13 protein-coding genes are annotated in these 15895 nt (G+C 76.5%); 6 read left to right on the top strand and 7 right to left on the bottom strand.

Annotation, left to right across the window (positions count from 1 at the left end; genetic code table 11):
* Positions 1-21: 21 nt before the first annotated feature.
* Genes KPL57_RS47550 through KPL57_RS47535 form a run of 4 tightly spaced genes read left to right on the top strand, consistent with a single transcriptional unit; the run spans position 22 to position 4992 of the window.
* Positions 22-1572 carry an ABC transporter substrate-binding protein gene (locus tag KPL57_RS47550; RefSeq protein WP_226357040.1) on the top strand — a complete coding sequence of 517 codons (1551 nt, stop codon included), beginning with the start codon at positions 22-24 and terminating at the stop codon, positions 1570-1572.
* On the top strand, positions 1569-2543 hold the full coding sequence (locus KPL57_RS47545; RefSeq protein ID WP_226357039.1) for an ABC transporter permease: 975 nt from the start codon (positions 1569-1571) through the stop codon (positions 2541-2543). The genes KPL57_RS47550 and KPL57_RS47545 overlap by 4 nt, the downstream gene beginning before the upstream one ends.
* The gene (locus KPL57_RS47540; protein ID WP_226357038.1) at positions 2540-3412 is read left to right on the top strand and encodes an ABC transporter permease; all 873 of its coding nucleotides are present in this window, start codon (positions 2540-2542) and stop codon (positions 3410-3412) included. Before KPL57_RS47545 ends, KPL57_RS47540 begins: the two co-directional genes overlap by 4 nt.
* Positions 3409-4992: an ABC transporter ATP-binding protein gene (locus tag KPL57_RS47535; RefSeq protein WP_226357037.1), complete on the top strand. Its 1584-nt coding sequence runs from the start codon at positions 3409-3411 to the stop codon at positions 4990-4992. Before KPL57_RS47540 ends, KPL57_RS47535 begins: the two co-directional genes overlap by 4 nt.
* Positions 4993-5013: 21 nt before the next feature.
* Here the strand turns inward: KPL57_RS47535 and KPL57_RS47530 are convergent, their stop codons facing one another.
* From KPL57_RS47530 to KPL57_RS47515, 4 genes are all read right to left on the bottom strand, one after another.
* On the bottom strand, positions 5014-5613 hold the full coding sequence (locus KPL57_RS47530) for a malonic semialdehyde reductase (protein ID WP_226357036.1): 600 nt from the start codon (positions 5611-5613) through the stop codon (positions 5014-5016).
* Positions 5614-5692: 79 nt separating this feature from the next.
* Positions 5693-6625: an aldose 1-epimerase family protein gene (locus KPL57_RS47525; protein WP_226357035.1), complete on the bottom strand. Its 933-nt coding sequence runs from the start codon at positions 6623-6625 to the stop codon at positions 5693-5695.
* A gap of 26 nt (positions 6626-6651) precedes the next feature.
* Positions 6652-10191, bottom strand: a complete 3540-nt coding sequence (locus KPL57_RS47520; protein ID WP_226357034.1) for an AAA family ATPase — start codon at positions 10189-10191, stop codon at positions 6652-6654.
* Positions 10188-11414 carry a DNA repair exonuclease gene (locus KPL57_RS47515; RefSeq protein ID WP_226357033.1) on the bottom strand — a complete coding sequence of 409 codons (1227 nt, stop codon included), beginning with the start codon at positions 11412-11414 and terminating at the stop codon, positions 10188-10190. Before KPL57_RS47515 ends, KPL57_RS47520 begins: the two co-directional genes overlap by 4 nt.
* Before the next feature lie 223 nt (positions 11415-11637).
* Between KPL57_RS47515 and KPL57_RS47510 the strand changes: the two genes are divergently transcribed.
* Entirely contained in the window at positions 11638-11820 is a 183-nt protein-coding gene (locus tag KPL57_RS47510) for a hypothetical protein (protein WP_226357032.1), read from the top strand.
* On the top strand, positions 11817-12044 hold the full coding sequence (locus KPL57_RS47505) for a hypothetical protein (protein ID WP_226357031.1): 228 nt from the start codon (positions 11817-11819) through the stop codon (positions 12042-12044). The genes KPL57_RS47510 and KPL57_RS47505 overlap by 4 nt, the downstream gene beginning before the upstream one ends.
* A 6-nt stretch (positions 12045-12050) precedes the next feature.
* On the opposite strand, the gene nhaA is transcribed toward KPL57_RS47505, so the two are convergent.
* The 3 genes from nhaA to edd all read right to left on the bottom strand — a co-directional run bounded on the left by nhaA (position 12051) and on the right by edd (position 15849).
* Complete coding sequence (gene nhaA, locus KPL57_RS47500; RefSeq protein ID WP_374203896.1) at positions 12051-13283, bottom strand: Na+/H+ antiporter NhaA; 1233 nt, start codon at positions 13281-13283, stop codon at positions 12051-12053.
* Positions 13284-13380: 97 nt separating this feature from the next.
* Positions 13381-13998: a bifunctional 4-hydroxy-2-oxoglutarate aldolase/2-dehydro-3-deoxy-phosphogluconate aldolase gene (gene eda, locus KPL57_RS47495; protein ID WP_226357029.1), complete on the bottom strand. Its 618-nt coding sequence runs from the start codon at positions 13996-13998 to the stop codon at positions 13381-13383.
* Between the two features lie 9 nt (positions 13999-14007).
* The gene (gene edd / locus KPL57_RS47490) at positions 14008-15849 is read right to left on the bottom strand and encodes a phosphogluconate dehydratase (protein ID WP_226357028.1); all 1842 of its coding nucleotides are present in this window, start codon (positions 15847-15849) and stop codon (positions 14008-14010) included.
* Positions 15850-15895 lie beyond the last annotated feature (46 nt).

Genomic DNA, 15895 nt, shown 5'->3' with positions numbered 1-15895 from the left:
CCTCCCCGAGGAGACAGCTCGATGACCAGCCCGACCCTGACGCCGCTGTCCCGGCGGCGACTGCTGGGCGGCGCGGCGGGACTCGCCGCGGCGGCCGTGCTCGCCGGCTGCGGCGGCCCCGCCGCGGCCCGCGACGCCGGCCCCCCGCGCCGCGGCGGCGTCCTGCGGGTGGGGGTGACCGGCGGCGGATCGTCGGACACCCTGGACCCGCACAGTCCCGCCACGAACCCCGACATCGCCCGCACGCTCAGCCTCTACGAGCCGCTGCTGCACTGGGACGACGCCTACACCCTGCAGCCGGCCGTCGCCGAGTCGGTGACGCCGGAGCCCGGGGCGCGGGCCTGGACCGCGGTGATCCGCGCCGGCATCACCTTCCACGACGGCCGCCCGGTCACCCCGGACGACGTCGTCGCCACCTTCGCGCGGATCACCGACCCGGCCGACCCGAAGTCCGGGGCGTCGCAGTTCGGGATCCTCGACGACGTCGTCGTCGCGTCCGACCGGTCGGTGCGGTTCGTGCTGTCCGAGCCGTCCCCGGTGTTCGACCAGTACCTGGCCGAGTACTCGTGCGGGATCGTCCCGGCCGACTTCTCCCTGGAGCGCCCGGTCGGCACCGGCGCGTTCCGGTTCGAGTCGTTCACCCCGGGCCAGCAGAGCGCGTTCGTCCGCCACGACGGCTACTGGCGCCCGGACCAGCCCTGGGTCGACCGCCTCGAACTGATCAACTTCTCCGAGGACGACGCCCGGATCAACGCCCTACTGTCCGGGCAGGTCGACGCGATCGACCAGGTCCCGCTGTCGCTGACCGAGGTGGTCGGCTCCTACGACTCGATCCGGCTGCTGACCTCGGAGACCGGGTCGTGGCTGCCGTTCACGATGCGCGTCGACGTCGCCCCGTTCGACGACGTCCGGGTCCGCCAGGCGCTGCGCCTGGTCACCGGCCGCGGCGAGCTGGTCAACCAGGTGCTGTCCGGGCAGGGCGCCGCCGGCGTCGACCTCTACGCCCGCTTCGACCCGGACTACCTCGACCCGTCCCGCGAGCAGGACCTCGCGCGGGCCCGCGACCTGCTCGCCGCGGCCGGGAAGCCGAACCTGGCGGTGGAGCTGGTGACCTCCCCGATCCAGGCCGGCACGGTCGAGGCCGCGCAGGTGCTCGCGACCCAGGCCCGCGGCGCCGGGATCGACATCGGGCTGCGCCGGGTCGACACCTCGACGTTCTTCTCCGACCAGTACCTGCAGTGGGAGTTCGCGCAGAGCTTCTGGAACACCCGCAACTACCTGCCGCAGGCCTCGCAGTCGTCGATGCCCGACGCGCCGTTCAACGAGACGCACTGGACCGACGCGCAGTACCAGGGCGTGGTCCGCCGGGCCCGGTCCGAGCTGGACCCGGGGCGCCGCGCCCAGCTTGTGCGCGCGGCGCAGCGGATCGAGTTCGACCGCGGCGGCTACCTGATCTGGGGCTTCCCGGACCGGGTGGACGCCCACCAGGCCTACGTCGGCGGGCTCGTCCCGAACCGCACCGGGCTGTCCCTGTCCGGCTACGAGTTCCGGAAGGCGTGGGTGGACGCATGAGCCCGCTCGTCCGCATGATCCTGCGGCGCCTCGCGCTGTCGGTGCTGATCCTGCTCGTCGTGTCGGTGCTGATCTTCGCCGCGACGCTGCTGCTGCCCGGCGACCCCGCCCGGGCCATCCTCGGCCAGCAGGCCACCCCGGAGCGGGTGGCGGCGCTGACCGCGCAGCTGGGCCTCGACCGGCCCGCGCCCGAGCGCTACCTGACCTGGCTGGGCGGTGTCCTGACCGGCGACCTCGGCTTCTCCGCCGCCACCGGCGGACCCGTGTCGGAGCTGCTCGGCGGCCGGATCGGCGCCTCGGCGCTGCTGCTGGTGCTGACCGCGGTCGTCTCCACCCCGATCGCGCTCGCGCTGGGCGCGCGGGCCGCGGTCCGCCGCGGCACCCGTACCGACTCCGCGCTGTCGGGTGCCTCGCTGGTGCTGGCGGCACTGCCCGAATTCGTCATCGGTGTGCTGCTGGTCGTGCTGTTCGCGACCTCGGTGCTGCAGATCCTCCCGTCGGTGACGATCGCCCGGCCCGGCGAGCCGGTGTGGGCGCGGCCCGAGCAGCTGGTGCTGCCGGTCGTGACGCTGGCGCTGGTGGTGATCCCCTACGTGGTGCGGATGACCCGCGCGACGCTGTCGGAGACCCTCGACGCCGGCTACGTCGAGATGGCCCGGCTCAAGGGGCTGCCCGAGCGGACCGTGCTGTTCCGGCACGCCGTGCCGCACACGATCGGCCCGGTCGCCCAGGTGATCGCGCTCCAGCTGGCCTGGCTCGCCGGGGGTGTGGTCGTCGTCGAGTTCCTGTTCCGCTACCCCGGGATCGGCCAGGCGCTGATCGACGCCGTCGCCAACCGGGACGTGCAGGTCGTGCAGGCGATCACGCTGATCATCGCGGCGTTCTACGTCGTGGTGAACCTCGCCGCGGACGTCGCCGGGATCCTGGCCGACCCGCGGATCCGGCACTCCTCGACCGGAGGTTCCGCATGAGCGCCCCGACCGTCCCCTCCGGCCTGCTGCGCCGGACCTTCCGCCGCCGCCAGGCGCGGATCGGTGCCGTCCTGACCGTCGTCGTGGTCGCGGTCGCGCTGCTCGGTCCGGTCCTCGGCCCGCTGCTGACCGGCTACGGCGTCGACGACTTCGCCGGGCGGCCGTTCCGCGCCGAGGGTGTCGCCGGCACCGACGACCTGGGCCGCGACGTGTTCACCCGCTTCCTCGCCGGCGGCGGTCCGGTGCTGCTCTACGCGCTGGCCGCGACCGCGATCGGCATCGTCGGCGGCACCGCGCTGGGCATGCTCGCCGGCTACTCCGGCACCACCGGCACCACCGGCAGCAGGCTGGACACGCTGATCATGCGCGGCGGCGACGTGCTGCTGTCGTTCCCGCAGCTGGTCCTGGCCCTGCTCGCGGTCGCGGTGCTCGGCTCGTCGGGCTGGCTGCTGGTGCTGGTCATCGGCATCACCCACATCCCGCGGGTCGCGCGCGTCGCCCGGCAGGCGACGCTGTCGGTCGCCGGGCAGGACTACGTGCTGGCCGCCCGGATGTACGGGATGCCCCGGCGGCGGATCCTCGCCACCGAGGTCCTGCCCAACATCACCGGCCCGCTGATGGTCGAGCTCGGCCTGCGGCTGACCTACTCCATCGGCTACGTGGCGTCGCTGTCGTTCCTGGGGCTGGGGGTGCAACCGCCGGCCGCGGACTGGGGGCTGCAGATCAACGAGAACCGGATCGCGCTGATCGTCACCCCGTGGGGGGTGCTGCTGCCGGTGCTCGCGATCGCCGTGCTCACCGTCGGCACGAACATGATCACCGACGCGCTGGCGAAGGAGTCCGCGGACACGACGGGGGGCGGGGCATGACACCGACGGCGACACCGACGATCGAGTGCACGGGGCTGCGGGTCGCGACGACCCACGGCCGGGAGGTCCTGCACGGCGTGGACTGGGCCGTCGCACCGGGCGAGATCCTGGCCCTGGTCGGCGAGTCCGGCTCGGGCAAGACGACCGCGGCGCTGGCCGCGCTCGGCCACTTCCGGGCCGGGCTGGCCCACACCGGCGGGACGATGCGCTTCGCCGGGCACACCGAGTCCCACGACGACCTGCTGACGCTGCCCGCGGCGACCCTGCGCGGGGTCCGGGGGCGGCTGGTGTCCTACGTGCCGCAGGACCCGGCGCTGTCGCTGAACCCGGTGCTGCGCATCGGGCCACAGGTCGCGGAGGTCCTCACCGCGCACGGCTGGGAGGGCGACGTGACCGCCCGGGTGCGGGAGGTGCTGACCGACGTCGGGCTGCCCGGCGACGACGCCTTCCTCGGCCGCTACCCGCACCAGCTCTCCGGCGGCCAGCAGCAGCGGGTCGGGATCGCGGCGGCGTTCGTGCACCGGCCCGACGTCGTCGTGCTCGACGAGCCGACGACCGGGCTGGACGTCACCACCCAGGACCTGGTGCTCGACACCGTGCGCGAGCTGGTGACCCGCTCGGGGACCGCCGCGCTCTACATCACCCACGACCTCGCCGTCGTCGCCGGGCTGGCCGACCGGGTCGCGGTCATGCAGGCCGGTGAGGTCGTCGAGACCGGGCCGGTGCGCGACGTGCTGACCGCGCCGGAGCACCCCTACACCCGGGCGCTGATCGCGGCGGTGCCGGACCTGCACCGGGCCAGCGGACGGGAGCCGACGACGGCCGGGGAGCCGGTGCTGCGGGTGCGCGGCGCCGGGAAGCGCTACGGCGACCGCCCCGTGCTCGACGGCGTCGACCTGGAGCTGGCCGCCGGGGAGTGCCTGATGCTGCTCGGCGAGTCCGGGTCGGGGAAGACCACCCTGGCCCGTGGCCTGTCCGGGCTGCTGACCCTCGACGCCGGGGAGCTGAGCCTGCACGGCGAGGCGCTGGCCACCCCGCGCAGCTACGCCCAGCTGCGCAGCGTGCAGTACGTGTTCCAGAGCCCGTTCGCGTCGCTGAACCCGCGGCGCACCGTCGCGAGCTCGCTGGAGGTGCCGCTGCGCCACCTCACCGACCTCGACGCCGACGCCCGCCGGGACCGGGTGCTGGACATGCTGCGCCAGGTGCGGCTCGACGAGTCCTTCGCCCACCGCTACCCGGGCGGGCTGTCCGGTGGTGAGCGTCAGCGCGCGGCGATCGCCCGCGCCCTGGTCACCGCCCCGGACGTCCTGGTGTGCGACGAGGTCACCTCGGCGCTGGACGTGTCGGTGCAGGCCTCGATCGTCGAGCTGCTGGCGACGGTGCGCCGCGAGCTGGGCACGGCGATGCTGTTCGTGACGCACAACATCGCCCTGGCCCGGGAGGTCGCGGACCGGATCGCGGTGCTGCAGCAGGGCCGGATCGTCGAGCAGGGCACGGTGGAGGAGGTCCTCACCGCGCCGCGGCACGACTACACGCGCACCCTGCTGCAGCACACCCCCTCGATGACGGCCGTGCGGTGACGGCCGCGGGGGTGGGCCCGCTCAGGCGAAGTCGAGGACCTGCCCGGCCTCGAGGCGGGGCAGCCGCGGGTGCCAGGCGTCCGGACCGGGGTGGCCCAGGTTGACCACGAGCAGCGCACGGCGCCGGCCGCCGGGGAAGAACTCCTCGGTCACGGCGTCGGCGTCGAAGCCGGCCATCGGGCCGGTGGCGAGGCCGTGCGCGCGGGCGGCGAGCAGGACGTAGCCGATCTGCAGCGAGGCGTTGAACCGCGCCATCGGCTCGCGGCCCGCACGGCCCTGGGACTCCAGGCCCTCGCGGAAGCCGGGCTTGACCGGGAACGTGGTGTCCGAGTGCTCGTGGAAGTCGAGGTCCGCGGCCAGGATCGCGATGACCGGGGCGGCCTCGGACTTGGCCCGGTTGCCCTCGGCGAGCAGCGGCAGCAGGCGCTGCTTCCCCTCGTTGCTGCGGACGAAGGTCACGCGCAGCGGCTGGGTGTTGGCCGCGGTCGGCGGCCACTGGGCCAGGTCCCACACCTCGCGGAGCGTCTCGTCGGTGACGGGCTCGTCGGTGAAGGTGTTGGCGGTGCGGGCCTCGGTGAACAGGGCGGCGCGACCGGCCTCGTCGAGACGGGGCAGGAGCACCGGGGAAGCGGTCTGGACAGTCACGATCGGTAGAGCGTTCAACGACCTCTCCGGTATTCCGCTCCGGGGATGATCCGGATCACCCGGTGGCGTGGACGCCCCAGCGCAGCACCTGGGACTCGCCGGGGACGAGCTCGATCAGGTCGGTGCCCGAGTTCAGCGCGTCCGGCGGGCAGGTCATCGGCTCGACCGCGATCGCCCGCGACGGCGTCACGACCCCGTCCGGGCCCTGGCGCGGGAAGTCCGACGGGGTGAAGACCTGCACCCAGCCGAACGCCGCGTCGGCCCACAGCTCGGTGCCGCCGCCGTCCCGGGACCCGACGCGGTGCCGGACCCGGCCGTCGGCGCCGCCGTCCGGGCCGTCGCCGGGGGTGCAGCCGCCGAACGCGCTGTCCAGGACCAGCCCGGCGAGCCGGGTCCGGGAGACCGCGCCGTCCAGCGGCCGCGCCGGGCCGTCCGGGAGCTGGTCGCGCAGCGGCAGCTCGGTCCGCGCGGACAGGGTCAGCTCCAGCTCGTCGGTCGGCACGTCACCGACCCGCAGGTACGGGTGGAAGCCGAGGCCGAACGGGACGGGCGCGTCCCCGAGGTTCTCCACCTCGGTGGTGACGGTGAGCCCGTCGCGGCCGACGGCGTAGGTCACCGTGACCCGCACCGGCTGCGGCCAGCCGGGCTGCACCGGCGCGACGGCGGTCAGCGTGATCCGGTCCCCCGCCCGCTCCACCGGGGTCCAGGTCACGTGCCGCAGCAGGCCGTGGATGGCGTTGCCGGCGTCCGGCTCGGTCAGCGCGAGCTGCCTGCGGGTCCCGCGGTGGGTCCAGGCGCCGCCGCGGACCCGGTTCGGCCAGGGCGCGAGCACCGCGCCGGAGCCCTTCGGCGGGCGGGCCGTGGGCGGGTGCGGCTCGACCCGGACCCGGCCGCCCTGGGAGAACCCGGCCAGCGCCGCCCCGACCTCGTCGACCTCGGCCCGGGAGTCGCCGCTGACGATCACGAACCGTTCACCGCACGCGTCCACGTCGGCAGTCTCCGTGATCGCCCCGCTCAGCCGGCCAGCGGGGTGGCGCGGGCGGTGTCGGCGTCGCCGACGACCTCGACCGGGGCGGGCGGCCCCAGCTCGGCGACGGTGAACCCGACGCCCGCGTCGCGGGCGAGGCCGACGACGTGCTCGTGGTGGGTGAACAGCAGCACCTGCGCGGTGGCGGCCAGCTCCCCCAGCACGGCGACGGCGGCGGCGCCGCGCTCGTCGTCGAAGGTCATGAGGACGTCGTCGAACACGACCGGCACCGTCGGCAGCCCGGCGGCGACCCGGTCGGCCTGCAGCTGCTCGATCCCGGCCAGGCGCAGCGCGAGGTGCACCTGGTCGGCGGTGCCCTCCGAGAGCCGGGTCGGGGCGAGCTCCTCGCCGTCGGCGCGTACCGCGACCAGGCTGCGTCCGGCGCCGCCCGCCTCGGCCGGGGGCCGCAGCGCGACGAACCGGCCGCCGGTGAGGCGTTCGAGCACCACCCCGGCACGGACCAGCAGCGGGGAGGCGTGGCTGCGCTCGTAGGCCTCCAGCTCGCGGCGCAGGATCTCGCGCTGCAGGTGCAGCACCAGGTAGCGCTCCGCGGCGTCGGCGACGCCGGCCAGCTCGGACTGGGCGCGGGCGTGCAGCTCGGCGGCCCCCTCGGCCTCCTCCAGCTCGCGGCGCCGGGCCCGCAGCCCGCCCAGCTGCTCGCGCACCTCGTCCTGCTCGGCGCCGAGGTCGCGCTCGTGGGTCTCGGCCCGGTCGAGCGCCTCGGTCAGCGCGCCGGGCTCGGTGTCCGGGGCGGCGGCGACCAGCTCGGCGGCGTCGAGGTCGGGGGCGGCGGCGGCCAGCAGCCGCTCCTGCTCGGCGATGCGGACGTCGAGCCCGGCGACGTGCGCGCCGCGCTGTGCCGCGGCCTCCAGCCCGCCCGGCTCCGGGGCCTCGGTCAGCGCCAGCTCGACGGCGAGCCGGTCCAGCACCGCGGTGGCCGCGGCCGCGCTGCGGGCGGCCCGGGTGACGTCGTCCTCGGCGGCGGCGATGCCGTCGTCGAGGTGGCCTGCCGACACCGCGGCCTTGGTGACCTCGCGGACGCGGTCGGCGAGCTCGCCGAGCCGGTCCGCGGCCGCGGTGCCGGTCGGTGCGGGCTCGAGGTGCCGCTCCACCAGCGCGACGACGGCCCGGCCGTGGGCGGCGACGGAGCGCTCCAGGCGGCGGGCCTCCTCGTCGTCCTGGCGGGCGAGCGCCCCCGCGGTGCGGGCGTCGGCGACGGTGTCGCGGCGGGTGTCCCAGCCCGCGGGCTCCAGGTCGGTGGGCAGCCCGGCGCCGCGCAGCGCGAACCGCCAGCGCTGGGTGGCCAGCTCCCGTTCGTGGCGTGCGGCGTCGGCCGCTCCCCCGGCGCGTTCGGCCTCGCTGCGCAGCCGGGCCAGCAGCACCCGCCGGTCCCGGGCGTGCTCGGCCTCGGTGGCGAGGTCGGCGGCCGCGACGAGCAGCACGTCCAGCGGGGCGCCGTCGCGCGGGCGCCCGGCCGCGGCGAGCGCGGAGCCCAGCGCCCGTTCCTGCACCTCGGCCTGGTCGCGCAGCCGGGCCAGGCGCTCGTCGGCGCGGGCGGCGTCGTCCTCGGCGCGGGCGGCCTCGGCCAGCGCGGCGACGACGGCGTCGGCGTCGTCCGGGTCGGGGACGGCGACGCCGTGCGCCCGCCACAGCGTCGCCCAGGCCGCGCCGGCGGCGGCGGTGCGCTCCCCGGCCACGGCGGAGGCGGCCGCGGTGCGGGCGGCCTCGGCGTCGGCGGTGTCGAGCTCGGCGTCGCGGTGGGCCAGCTCGGCGACCCGGTCCGCGGAGGCGATCATGTCGTCGGCGACCCGGTCGGCCCCGGCGAGCGCGGCGGACAGCCTGCCCGCGGCCGCGGCGGCGCCGTCCGGCCCCGCGGCGAGCAGCTGCTCCAGCGCGGTGTCGCGGGCGGCGCGGGCCGCGGCGAGCGCGTCCGCGCCGACCGGGCGGCCGTCGGCGGCCACCCCGTCGCGGGCGGCCCGGGCGCGGTGCGCGCGGTCCGCGGCGTCCGCGGCGGCCCGCTCGGCGCCGCGCTGGTCCTGCTCGGCGGTGCGCAGTGCGGCCCGCAGCTCCCGGACCTCGCGGCGCGGCGGGGCCAGCACGCCCCGGGTGCCGGGGGTGCCGTCGGGAGTGCCGCGGTACCCGGCCGCGGCGAGCGCCTCGGCGCGCCGGGTGCGGGCGCCGTCACGGTCGGCGACGGCGGAGCGGCACAGCGCGGCGGCGGAGCCATCGGCCTCGATCGCGCGGCGGACCTCGGCGACCCGGCCGACCCGGTCGGCGTCGAGACCGCCCGGGACGTCGGCCACCTCGCGGACCTCGGCGAGCGCGTCGGTGTGCAGCCGCTCCGCGCGGGTCTGCTCGGCGAGCGCCTCGGTGAGGCGGCGGGCGTGCTCGTCGAGGTCGCGGGCCCGGTCGGCCGGCAGGTGGACGGCGGCGAGCCGGTCGGCGGGGCTGCGCCCGTCCTCGGCGACCAGCCCGGCCAGCGCGGTCTCGGCACGGCGGTGGGCCTCGGCGGCGTCGGCGCGCAGCCGGGCCGCCCGCTCGGCGTCGGCGCGGCGGGCCTGGGCGGCGGACTCCAGCTCGCGGACGCGGGTGGCGTCGGCGAGCAGGTCCTCGTCGAGGTCGAGCTCGGCGCGGCGGGCCCGCAGCGCGTCGGCGGTGGCGCGGTGCTCGTCGCGGGCGGTCTCGGCGTCGGCCAGCGCGGCGGTGGCGTGGGTGTACTCCTCCAGCGAGGCCGCGTCGAGGGCGGCGCCGGTCGCGCACAGGGCGGCGCGTTCGGCGCGCAGTGCGGCCAGCTCCCGGGCCGGGTCCTGGCCGCGGACGGCCTGCCGGGCCCGGTCCGCCGCCCCCGCCGCCCCGCGACGGGTGCGGGTCAGCTCCGCGGCGCGGCGCTCCAGCCGGGCGATCTCCTCGGCCAGCGCGGTGACCTCACCGGCCCGCGACACCCGCTCCCCCACGGCCTTCTCGGTCTCGGTGAACCGGGCGAACGCCGCGCGCACCTCGACCGACCGGTTGCCCCGGTGGTCCTTGAACAGGGCGTCGGCCTCGGTGTCCAGCGCGGCGATCAGGGCGCGGGCGTCGCGGCCGCTGCGGGCGGTGAAGACCAGCTCGGCGAGGTCCCCCTCCCCCGCGCACAGTGCCCGGCCGCCCTCGCGCAGCTCCTCGTGGCCGAGCCCGAAGCCCTCCCGCCAGCGGCGCCGGGCGTCGGCACCGGACTCGCCCCAGGGCGCGTCGGCGACTGCGCCGGTGTCGTCGTGCAGGCCGCGGGTGGTGCGGCGCAGCATGCTCTCGCCGGAGGCACCGGCGACCCGGGCCGACACGGCCAGCCGCGACGGGCCGACGGCGTAGGCGTGGCGCACCGGGCGGGGCATCCCCCACAGCAGGTCGGACAGAGCGTCGAGCAGGGTGGTCTTGCCGGCCTCGTTGGGCCCGGACACGATCGTCAGACCGTCGCCGAGGGTCAGCTCGCGGCCCTCGTAGGCGCCGTAGCGCTCCAGGACCAGGGTGCGCAGCCGCGCGGTCGTGCTCACGACCCGGCCATCCGGGCCAGCAGCTGCTGCTCGGCCTGGCGGGCCAGCGCGGCGAGGCGCTCGTCGTCGCGCAGGTCCAGCAGGCCCGCCTCGCGCAGCCGGCGGCCGACCTCGCGTTCCAGCGGGGCGGCGAGCTCGCGGATGCGGTCCGGCTCGGCGGCCAGGCCGGCCGCGGCGGCGGACACCGCGGCGGTCAGCTCCGGGTCGACGGCGAGCGCCCCGGCGGGCGGGCGGGCGCGGTTGCGGACCTTCTCCAGCACCGCGCCGCAGCGCTCGGCGAGCAGCTCCAGCTCGGTGCGGACCCCCTCGGCGGAGGTGAGGTCCGCGGCGGCCGGCCCGGCGCCGTGCAGCGTCACCTGGGCGACGACGGTGCGCGGCGCGGCGGCGGCGCACCGCTCGCGCAGCGCGGAGTCGACGGCCTCGTAGACCTCGTCGGCGCCGCCGAGCCCGGCGATGTCGACCTCGACGAGCTCCCAGCGGGCGACGTCGAGGACCAGCGGGGTGACCGTCGCCCACCGCTCGGGGGCGGCGTCGACGAGCAGGGCGCCCTTCGCGCCGCGCTCCTGCGGGTGGCGGCCCTGCAGGTTCCCGGAGAACCAGGCCGGGTGCGGGCCCTCGCAGACGGCGCGCTGCTCGTGGACGTGGCCGAGGGCGAAGTACTCGTAGCCGCAGCCGGACAGGTCCTCGGGGCGGCAGGGGGCGTAGGTGTCGTGCCGGTCGTCGCCCTGCACCGAGGTGTGCAGCATCCCGACGTTGACCAGGCCGGGGATGCGGTCGGGGTAGGCGGGGACGAGGTTCTCCAGCACCGCGCGGCGGGCGAAGCCCTGGCCGTGCACGGCGAGGCCGAGGTCGTCGTCGACGACGGTCTCGGGGGCGTCCACCGAGAGCCGGTGGGTGTTGGGCGGGAGCCGCAGCGACCGGGTGATCTCGGACTCGGCGTCGTGGTTGCCGCTGATGAGGAACACCGGGATGCCCTCGTCGTGCAGCCGCGACAGCTGCCGGACGAAGAACGCGCCGGTCGCGTAGTCCTTCCAGTCGCCGTCGTAGACGTCGCCGGGCAGCACCAGCGCCTCGGCCCGGGAGTCGACGACCGCGTCGACGAGGTTCTCGCAGGCCCGCCGGGTCGCCGCGCGCAGCGTCGCGGCGAGCTCGGAGTCGCCGAGCCGCGACAGGCCGCGCAGCGGGCTGTCGAGGTGCAGGTCGGCGGCGTGCACGAAGCGCACGGAGGAACTCCCGGAGCGGTCGGGTACGGGGAACCGCCGAGTCTAGGACGGGGCCCCCACCGTTCCCCGCCGCGACACCGCCCGCCCGCTCACCGATGACGACGCCGCAGGTCAGGTGGGGCGGGCCACACAGCGGCGCCGGTCACGTTCCGGTGTCCGGATGATGGCCGATGGGTAGATCCTGGCCGTCCGATCCCGAGAGAGAGCCGCGAGGTCGAGCCCGATGATCCAGCTCTGCGAGCGCTGCTTCGCCCCCGTCGACGCCGCGACCGAACGCGTCTACCGGTTGTCCCACATCGAGTCGGCCGACGCGGCCGGCGAGGTGACCTGGCGCGAGGCCGTCGTGCACGTCGCGGCGTGTGTCCCCGCGGGCACCGTCGTCCCGGCCGGGCGGTGGGCCGCGTGATCCGGGACGCGCTGTGCGAGCGCTGCCTCAACCCGATCGACCCCACCCGCGAGCCGCTGCGGCTGCGCACCCACGGCGGGACCGCGGCCGACGGCGGACCGGCCCGCAGCTTCGTGCACGCCCTGCCGTGCGTGCGCCCGGACACCGGTGACTGGGACCGCGGTCGTCGTGGCCTGTCGCCGGCCGCGGTGCGGCACGCCGCGGCCCGCGCCGACCACCGCTGACCCGGCTCAGCCCGCCCGGCGCCGGTGGTGGGCGTTGCGGGCGCGCAGGACCACCGTCGCCAGCAGCGCCGCGAGCAGTGAGCCGCACAACACGCCGATCTTGACGTGGTCGTCCTGCGGGGTCCCGGTCCCGAAGGCGAGCTCGCCGACCAGCAACGACACGGTGAACCCGATGCCGGCCAGCTGCGCGAGGCCGAGCAGGTCCCACCAGGACAGGTCGTCGGACAGCCGGGCCCGGGTGCACCGCTGCACCAGCCAGGTCGCACCGAGCACCCCGACGGTCTTGCCGACCACCAGTCCGGCGACGACGCCGAGGGTCACGGTGTCGAGCAGGGCCGCGCCGATCCCCCCGCCGGCACCGCCGACGACGGTGACCCCGGCGGCGAAGAACGCGAACACCGGCACCGCGAGCCCGGCCGACCACGGGCGCCACCGGTGCTCGAAGTGCTCCGACAACGACACCCCGTGCACCCGGCGCCGCCCCAGGACCGGCACCGCGAACCCGAGCAGGACCCCGGCGACGGTGGCGTGCACCCCGGAGGAGTGGACCAGCACCCAGGCGGCCGCGGCGAGCGGCGCCAGCACCCACCGGGACCGGACCCCGCGCTGCACGGCCAGGGTGAACAGCGCGAGCGGGACGAGCGCACCGAGCAGCGCGGGCACCGACAGCTGCTCGGTGTAGAACACGGCGATGATCGTGATGGCCAGCAGGTCGTCGACGACGGCGAGGGTGAGCAGGAAGGTCCGCAGCGCGGTGGGCAGGTGCGTCCCGATGACGGCGAGCACCGCGAGCGCGAACGCGATGTCGGTGGCGGTCGGGATCGCCCAGCCGACCAGGGCCCCGGGGTTCGCGAGGTTGATCGCGACGTAGATCAGCGCGGGCACCGCCATGCCGCCGACGGCCGCCGCGACCGGGAGCAGCGCCGTGCGCGGGTCGCGCAGGTCACCGGCCAGGAACTCGCGTTTGAGCTCCAGCCCGACGACGAAGAAGAAGATCGCCAGCAGGCCGTCGGCGGCCCACGTCGCGAGCGACAGGTCCAGGTGCAGCGCGGCGGGCCCGACGGTGAGCTCGGACAGCGCGGTGTAGGCGTCGCGCCAGGGCGAGTTGGCGAACAGCAGCGCCACGGCGGCCGCGACGACGAGCAGGACGCCCCCGACGGTCTCGGTGCGCAGGACGTCGGCGACGCTGCGGGCTGTACGGGAGGCGTTCACAGGGCTCCGGGGAGGTCGGGCGGGCAGGAGACATCGCTCGCCGACCAGACTTCCCGGCACACCGGAGGGGACCCTACCCTCCCGGCCCCGGGGGCGGACCCCTCGTCCCGCCCCCGGGCGCCGGTCAGCCGAGGGCCGCGGCCGCGGCCGCCAGCCCGCGGATCCGGTCGACGTCCCCGGCCGCGACGGCGTCGGCCGGGGTGAGCCAGGAGCCCCCGACGCAGGAGACGTTGGGCAGGGCCAGGTAGCCCGGTGCCGAGTCGACGGTGATCCCCCCGGTCGGGCAGAACCGCAGGTCCGGCAGCGGCCCGGCGACCGACGTCAGGAACGGGCGCCCGCCCGCGGCCTCGGCGGGGAAGAACTTGCAGGCGGTGTGGCCGCGCTCGGCGACGGCCATCATCTCCGAGATCGTCGCGGTGCCGGGCAGGAAGTCCAGCCCGGAGTCCTCCATCGCGTCGAGCAGCCGCGGCGTCGCACCGGGGCTGACCAGGAAACGGGCGCCCGCGTCGACCGAGGCGCGGACGTCGTCGGGGGTGCGGACGGTCCCGGTGCCGACGACGGCGTCGGGCACCTCGGCCGCGATCCGGCGGACGGCCTCGAGCGCGGCCGGGGTCCGCAGGGTCACCTCGATGACCGGCAGCCCGCCGTCGACCAGGGCACGGGCGAGCGGGACGGCCGACGCGGCGTCGTGCAGCACGACGACGGGGACGACGGGGGCCAGCTCCAGCAGCTTCTCGCTCACGGGGTCCTCTCAGTAGGGCAGGGCGACGGTCGCGCCGGTGTCGGCGGGCCCGACGGCGGCGCGGAACGCGGCGAACAGCTCGCGTCCGGTGCCGGTCGTCGGACCGGACGGGCCGGCGGGCCGGGCGGGCTCGCGGGCGTCGAACTCGTCGGCGTCGACCAGCAGGGACAGGGTGCCGTTCAGGGTGTCCAGGCGTACCAGGTCGCCGTCGCGCACGTTCCGCAGCGGTCCGCCCTGCGCGGCCTCCGGGGTGACGTGCAGCGCGGCGGGGACCTTGCCCGAGGCGCCGGACATGCGGCCGTCGGTGACGATCGCGACCTGGTGCCCGCGGTCCTGCAGCACCCCCAGCGCGGGGGTCAGCTTGTGCAGCTCGGGCATGCCGTTGGCGCGCGGTCCCTGGTACCGGACGACGGCGACGAGGTCACGCCCGTCGAGCTCGCCCGCGGCGAACGCGGCCAGCAGGTCGTCCTGGTCGTCGAAGACCACGGCCGGGGCCTCGACGACGCGGTGGTCGGGCTCGACGGCGGAGGTCTTGACCACCGAGCGGCCCAGGTTGCCGTGCAGCACGCGCAGCCCGCCGTCCGGGGAGAACGGGTCGGCGACCGAGCGCAGCACCGACTTGTCCAGGCTCTCCGTGGCGCCCTCACGCCACACGAGGGTGTCCCCGTCGAGGAAGGGCTCGCGGGTGTAGCGGGTCAGGCCGGGGCCGTCGACGGTGCGGACGTCGTCGTGGGCCAGGCCGTGGTCGAGCAGCTCGCGGATCAGCAGCGCCGTGCCGCCGGCGGCGCGGAAGTGGTTCACGTCGGCCTTGCCGTTGGGGTAGATCCGGGCCAGCAGCGGCACGACGGCGGACAGGTCCGAGAAGTCGTCCCAGGTGATCTGCACGCCCGCGGCGGCGGCCATCGCGACCAGGTGCATCGTGTGGTTGGTGGAGCCGCCGGTGGCCAGCAGCGCGACGATCCCGTTGACCACGGCCTTCTCGTCGACGACCGCACCCATCGCCTTGTCCGGGTCGCCCGCGGCGTCGAGCGCGCGGCGGGCGACCTCGTCGGTCAGGGCGTCGCGCAGCGCGGTGCCGGGGTTGACGAACGACGACCCCGGCAGGTGCAGGCCCATGACCTCCATCAGCAGCTGGTTGGAGTTCGCGGTGCCGAAGAAGGTGCAGGTGCCGGGGCCGTGGTAGCTGGCCGACTCGGCCTCGAGCAGCTCGGCGCGGCCGGCCTCGCCCGCGGCGAACGCCTGCCGGATGCGGGCCTTCTCCTTGTTCGGCAGGCCCGAGGTCATCGGGCCGGCGGGGGCGAGCAGCACCGGCAGGTGCCCGAAGGACAGCGCGCCCATCACCAGCCCGGGGACGATCTTGTCGCAGACCCCGAGCAGCACCGCGGCGTCGAACATGTCGTGGCTCAGTGCGACGGCGGTGGACAGGGCGATGACGTCGCGGGAGAACAGCGACAGCTCCATGCCGGCGCGGCCCTGGGTGATGCCGTCGCACATGGCGGGGACCCCGCCGGCGACCTGGGCGACCCCGCCCGCGTCGCGGGCCGCGGCCTTGATCCGCGCGGGGTAGGTCTCGAACGGCTGGTGGGCCGAGAGCATGTCGTTGTAGGCAGTGACGATGCCGATGTTGCGGGCGGGCGACGCGGTGAGCGTCAGCTTGTCCGGCCCGCACGCGGCGACGGCGTGGGCGAGGTTGGCGCAGCCGAGGTCGGCGCGGCCGGGGCCGGCGGCGGGCCCCGCGGCGGCGGCCGCGCGGATGCGCTCGAGGTAGGCGGCGCGGGTGGTGGCCGAGCGGGCGGTCACCCGCCGGGTGACGGCGTCGACGACGGGGTGCAGCGGGACGGAAGCGGTCACGGTACGTCGATCTCCAGGTGGTGGGGTGCGTGGCGAACCGTTCGAT

The sequence above is a fragment of the Pseudonocardia sp. ICBG601 genome, from assembly GCF_020496245.1.
This window is presented reverse-complemented; position numbering and strand designations above follow the sequence as displayed.

What these genes read in the sequence shown, in the direction of transcription:
- KPL57_RS47550 (WP_226357040.1), top strand. Translation starts at nt 22, where the DNA reads ATGACCAGCCCGACCCTGACGCCGCTGTCCCGGCGGCGACTGCTGGGC.
- KPL57_RS47545 (WP_226357039.1), top strand. Translation starts at nt 1,569, where the DNA reads ATGAGCCCGCTCGTCCGCATGATCCTGCGGCGCCTCGCGCTGTCGGTG.
- KPL57_RS47540 (WP_226357038.1), top strand. Translation starts at nt 2,540, where the DNA reads ATGAGCGCCCCGACCGTCCCCTCCGGCCTGCTGCGCCGGACCTTCCGC.
- KPL57_RS47535 (WP_226357037.1), top strand. Translation starts at nt 3,409, where the DNA reads ATGACACCGACGGCGACACCGACGATCGAGTGCACGGGGCTGCGGGTC.
- KPL57_RS47510 (WP_226357032.1), top strand. Translation starts at nt 11,638, where the DNA reads ATGATCCAGCTCTGCGAGCGCTGCTTCGCCCCCGTCGACGCCGCGACC.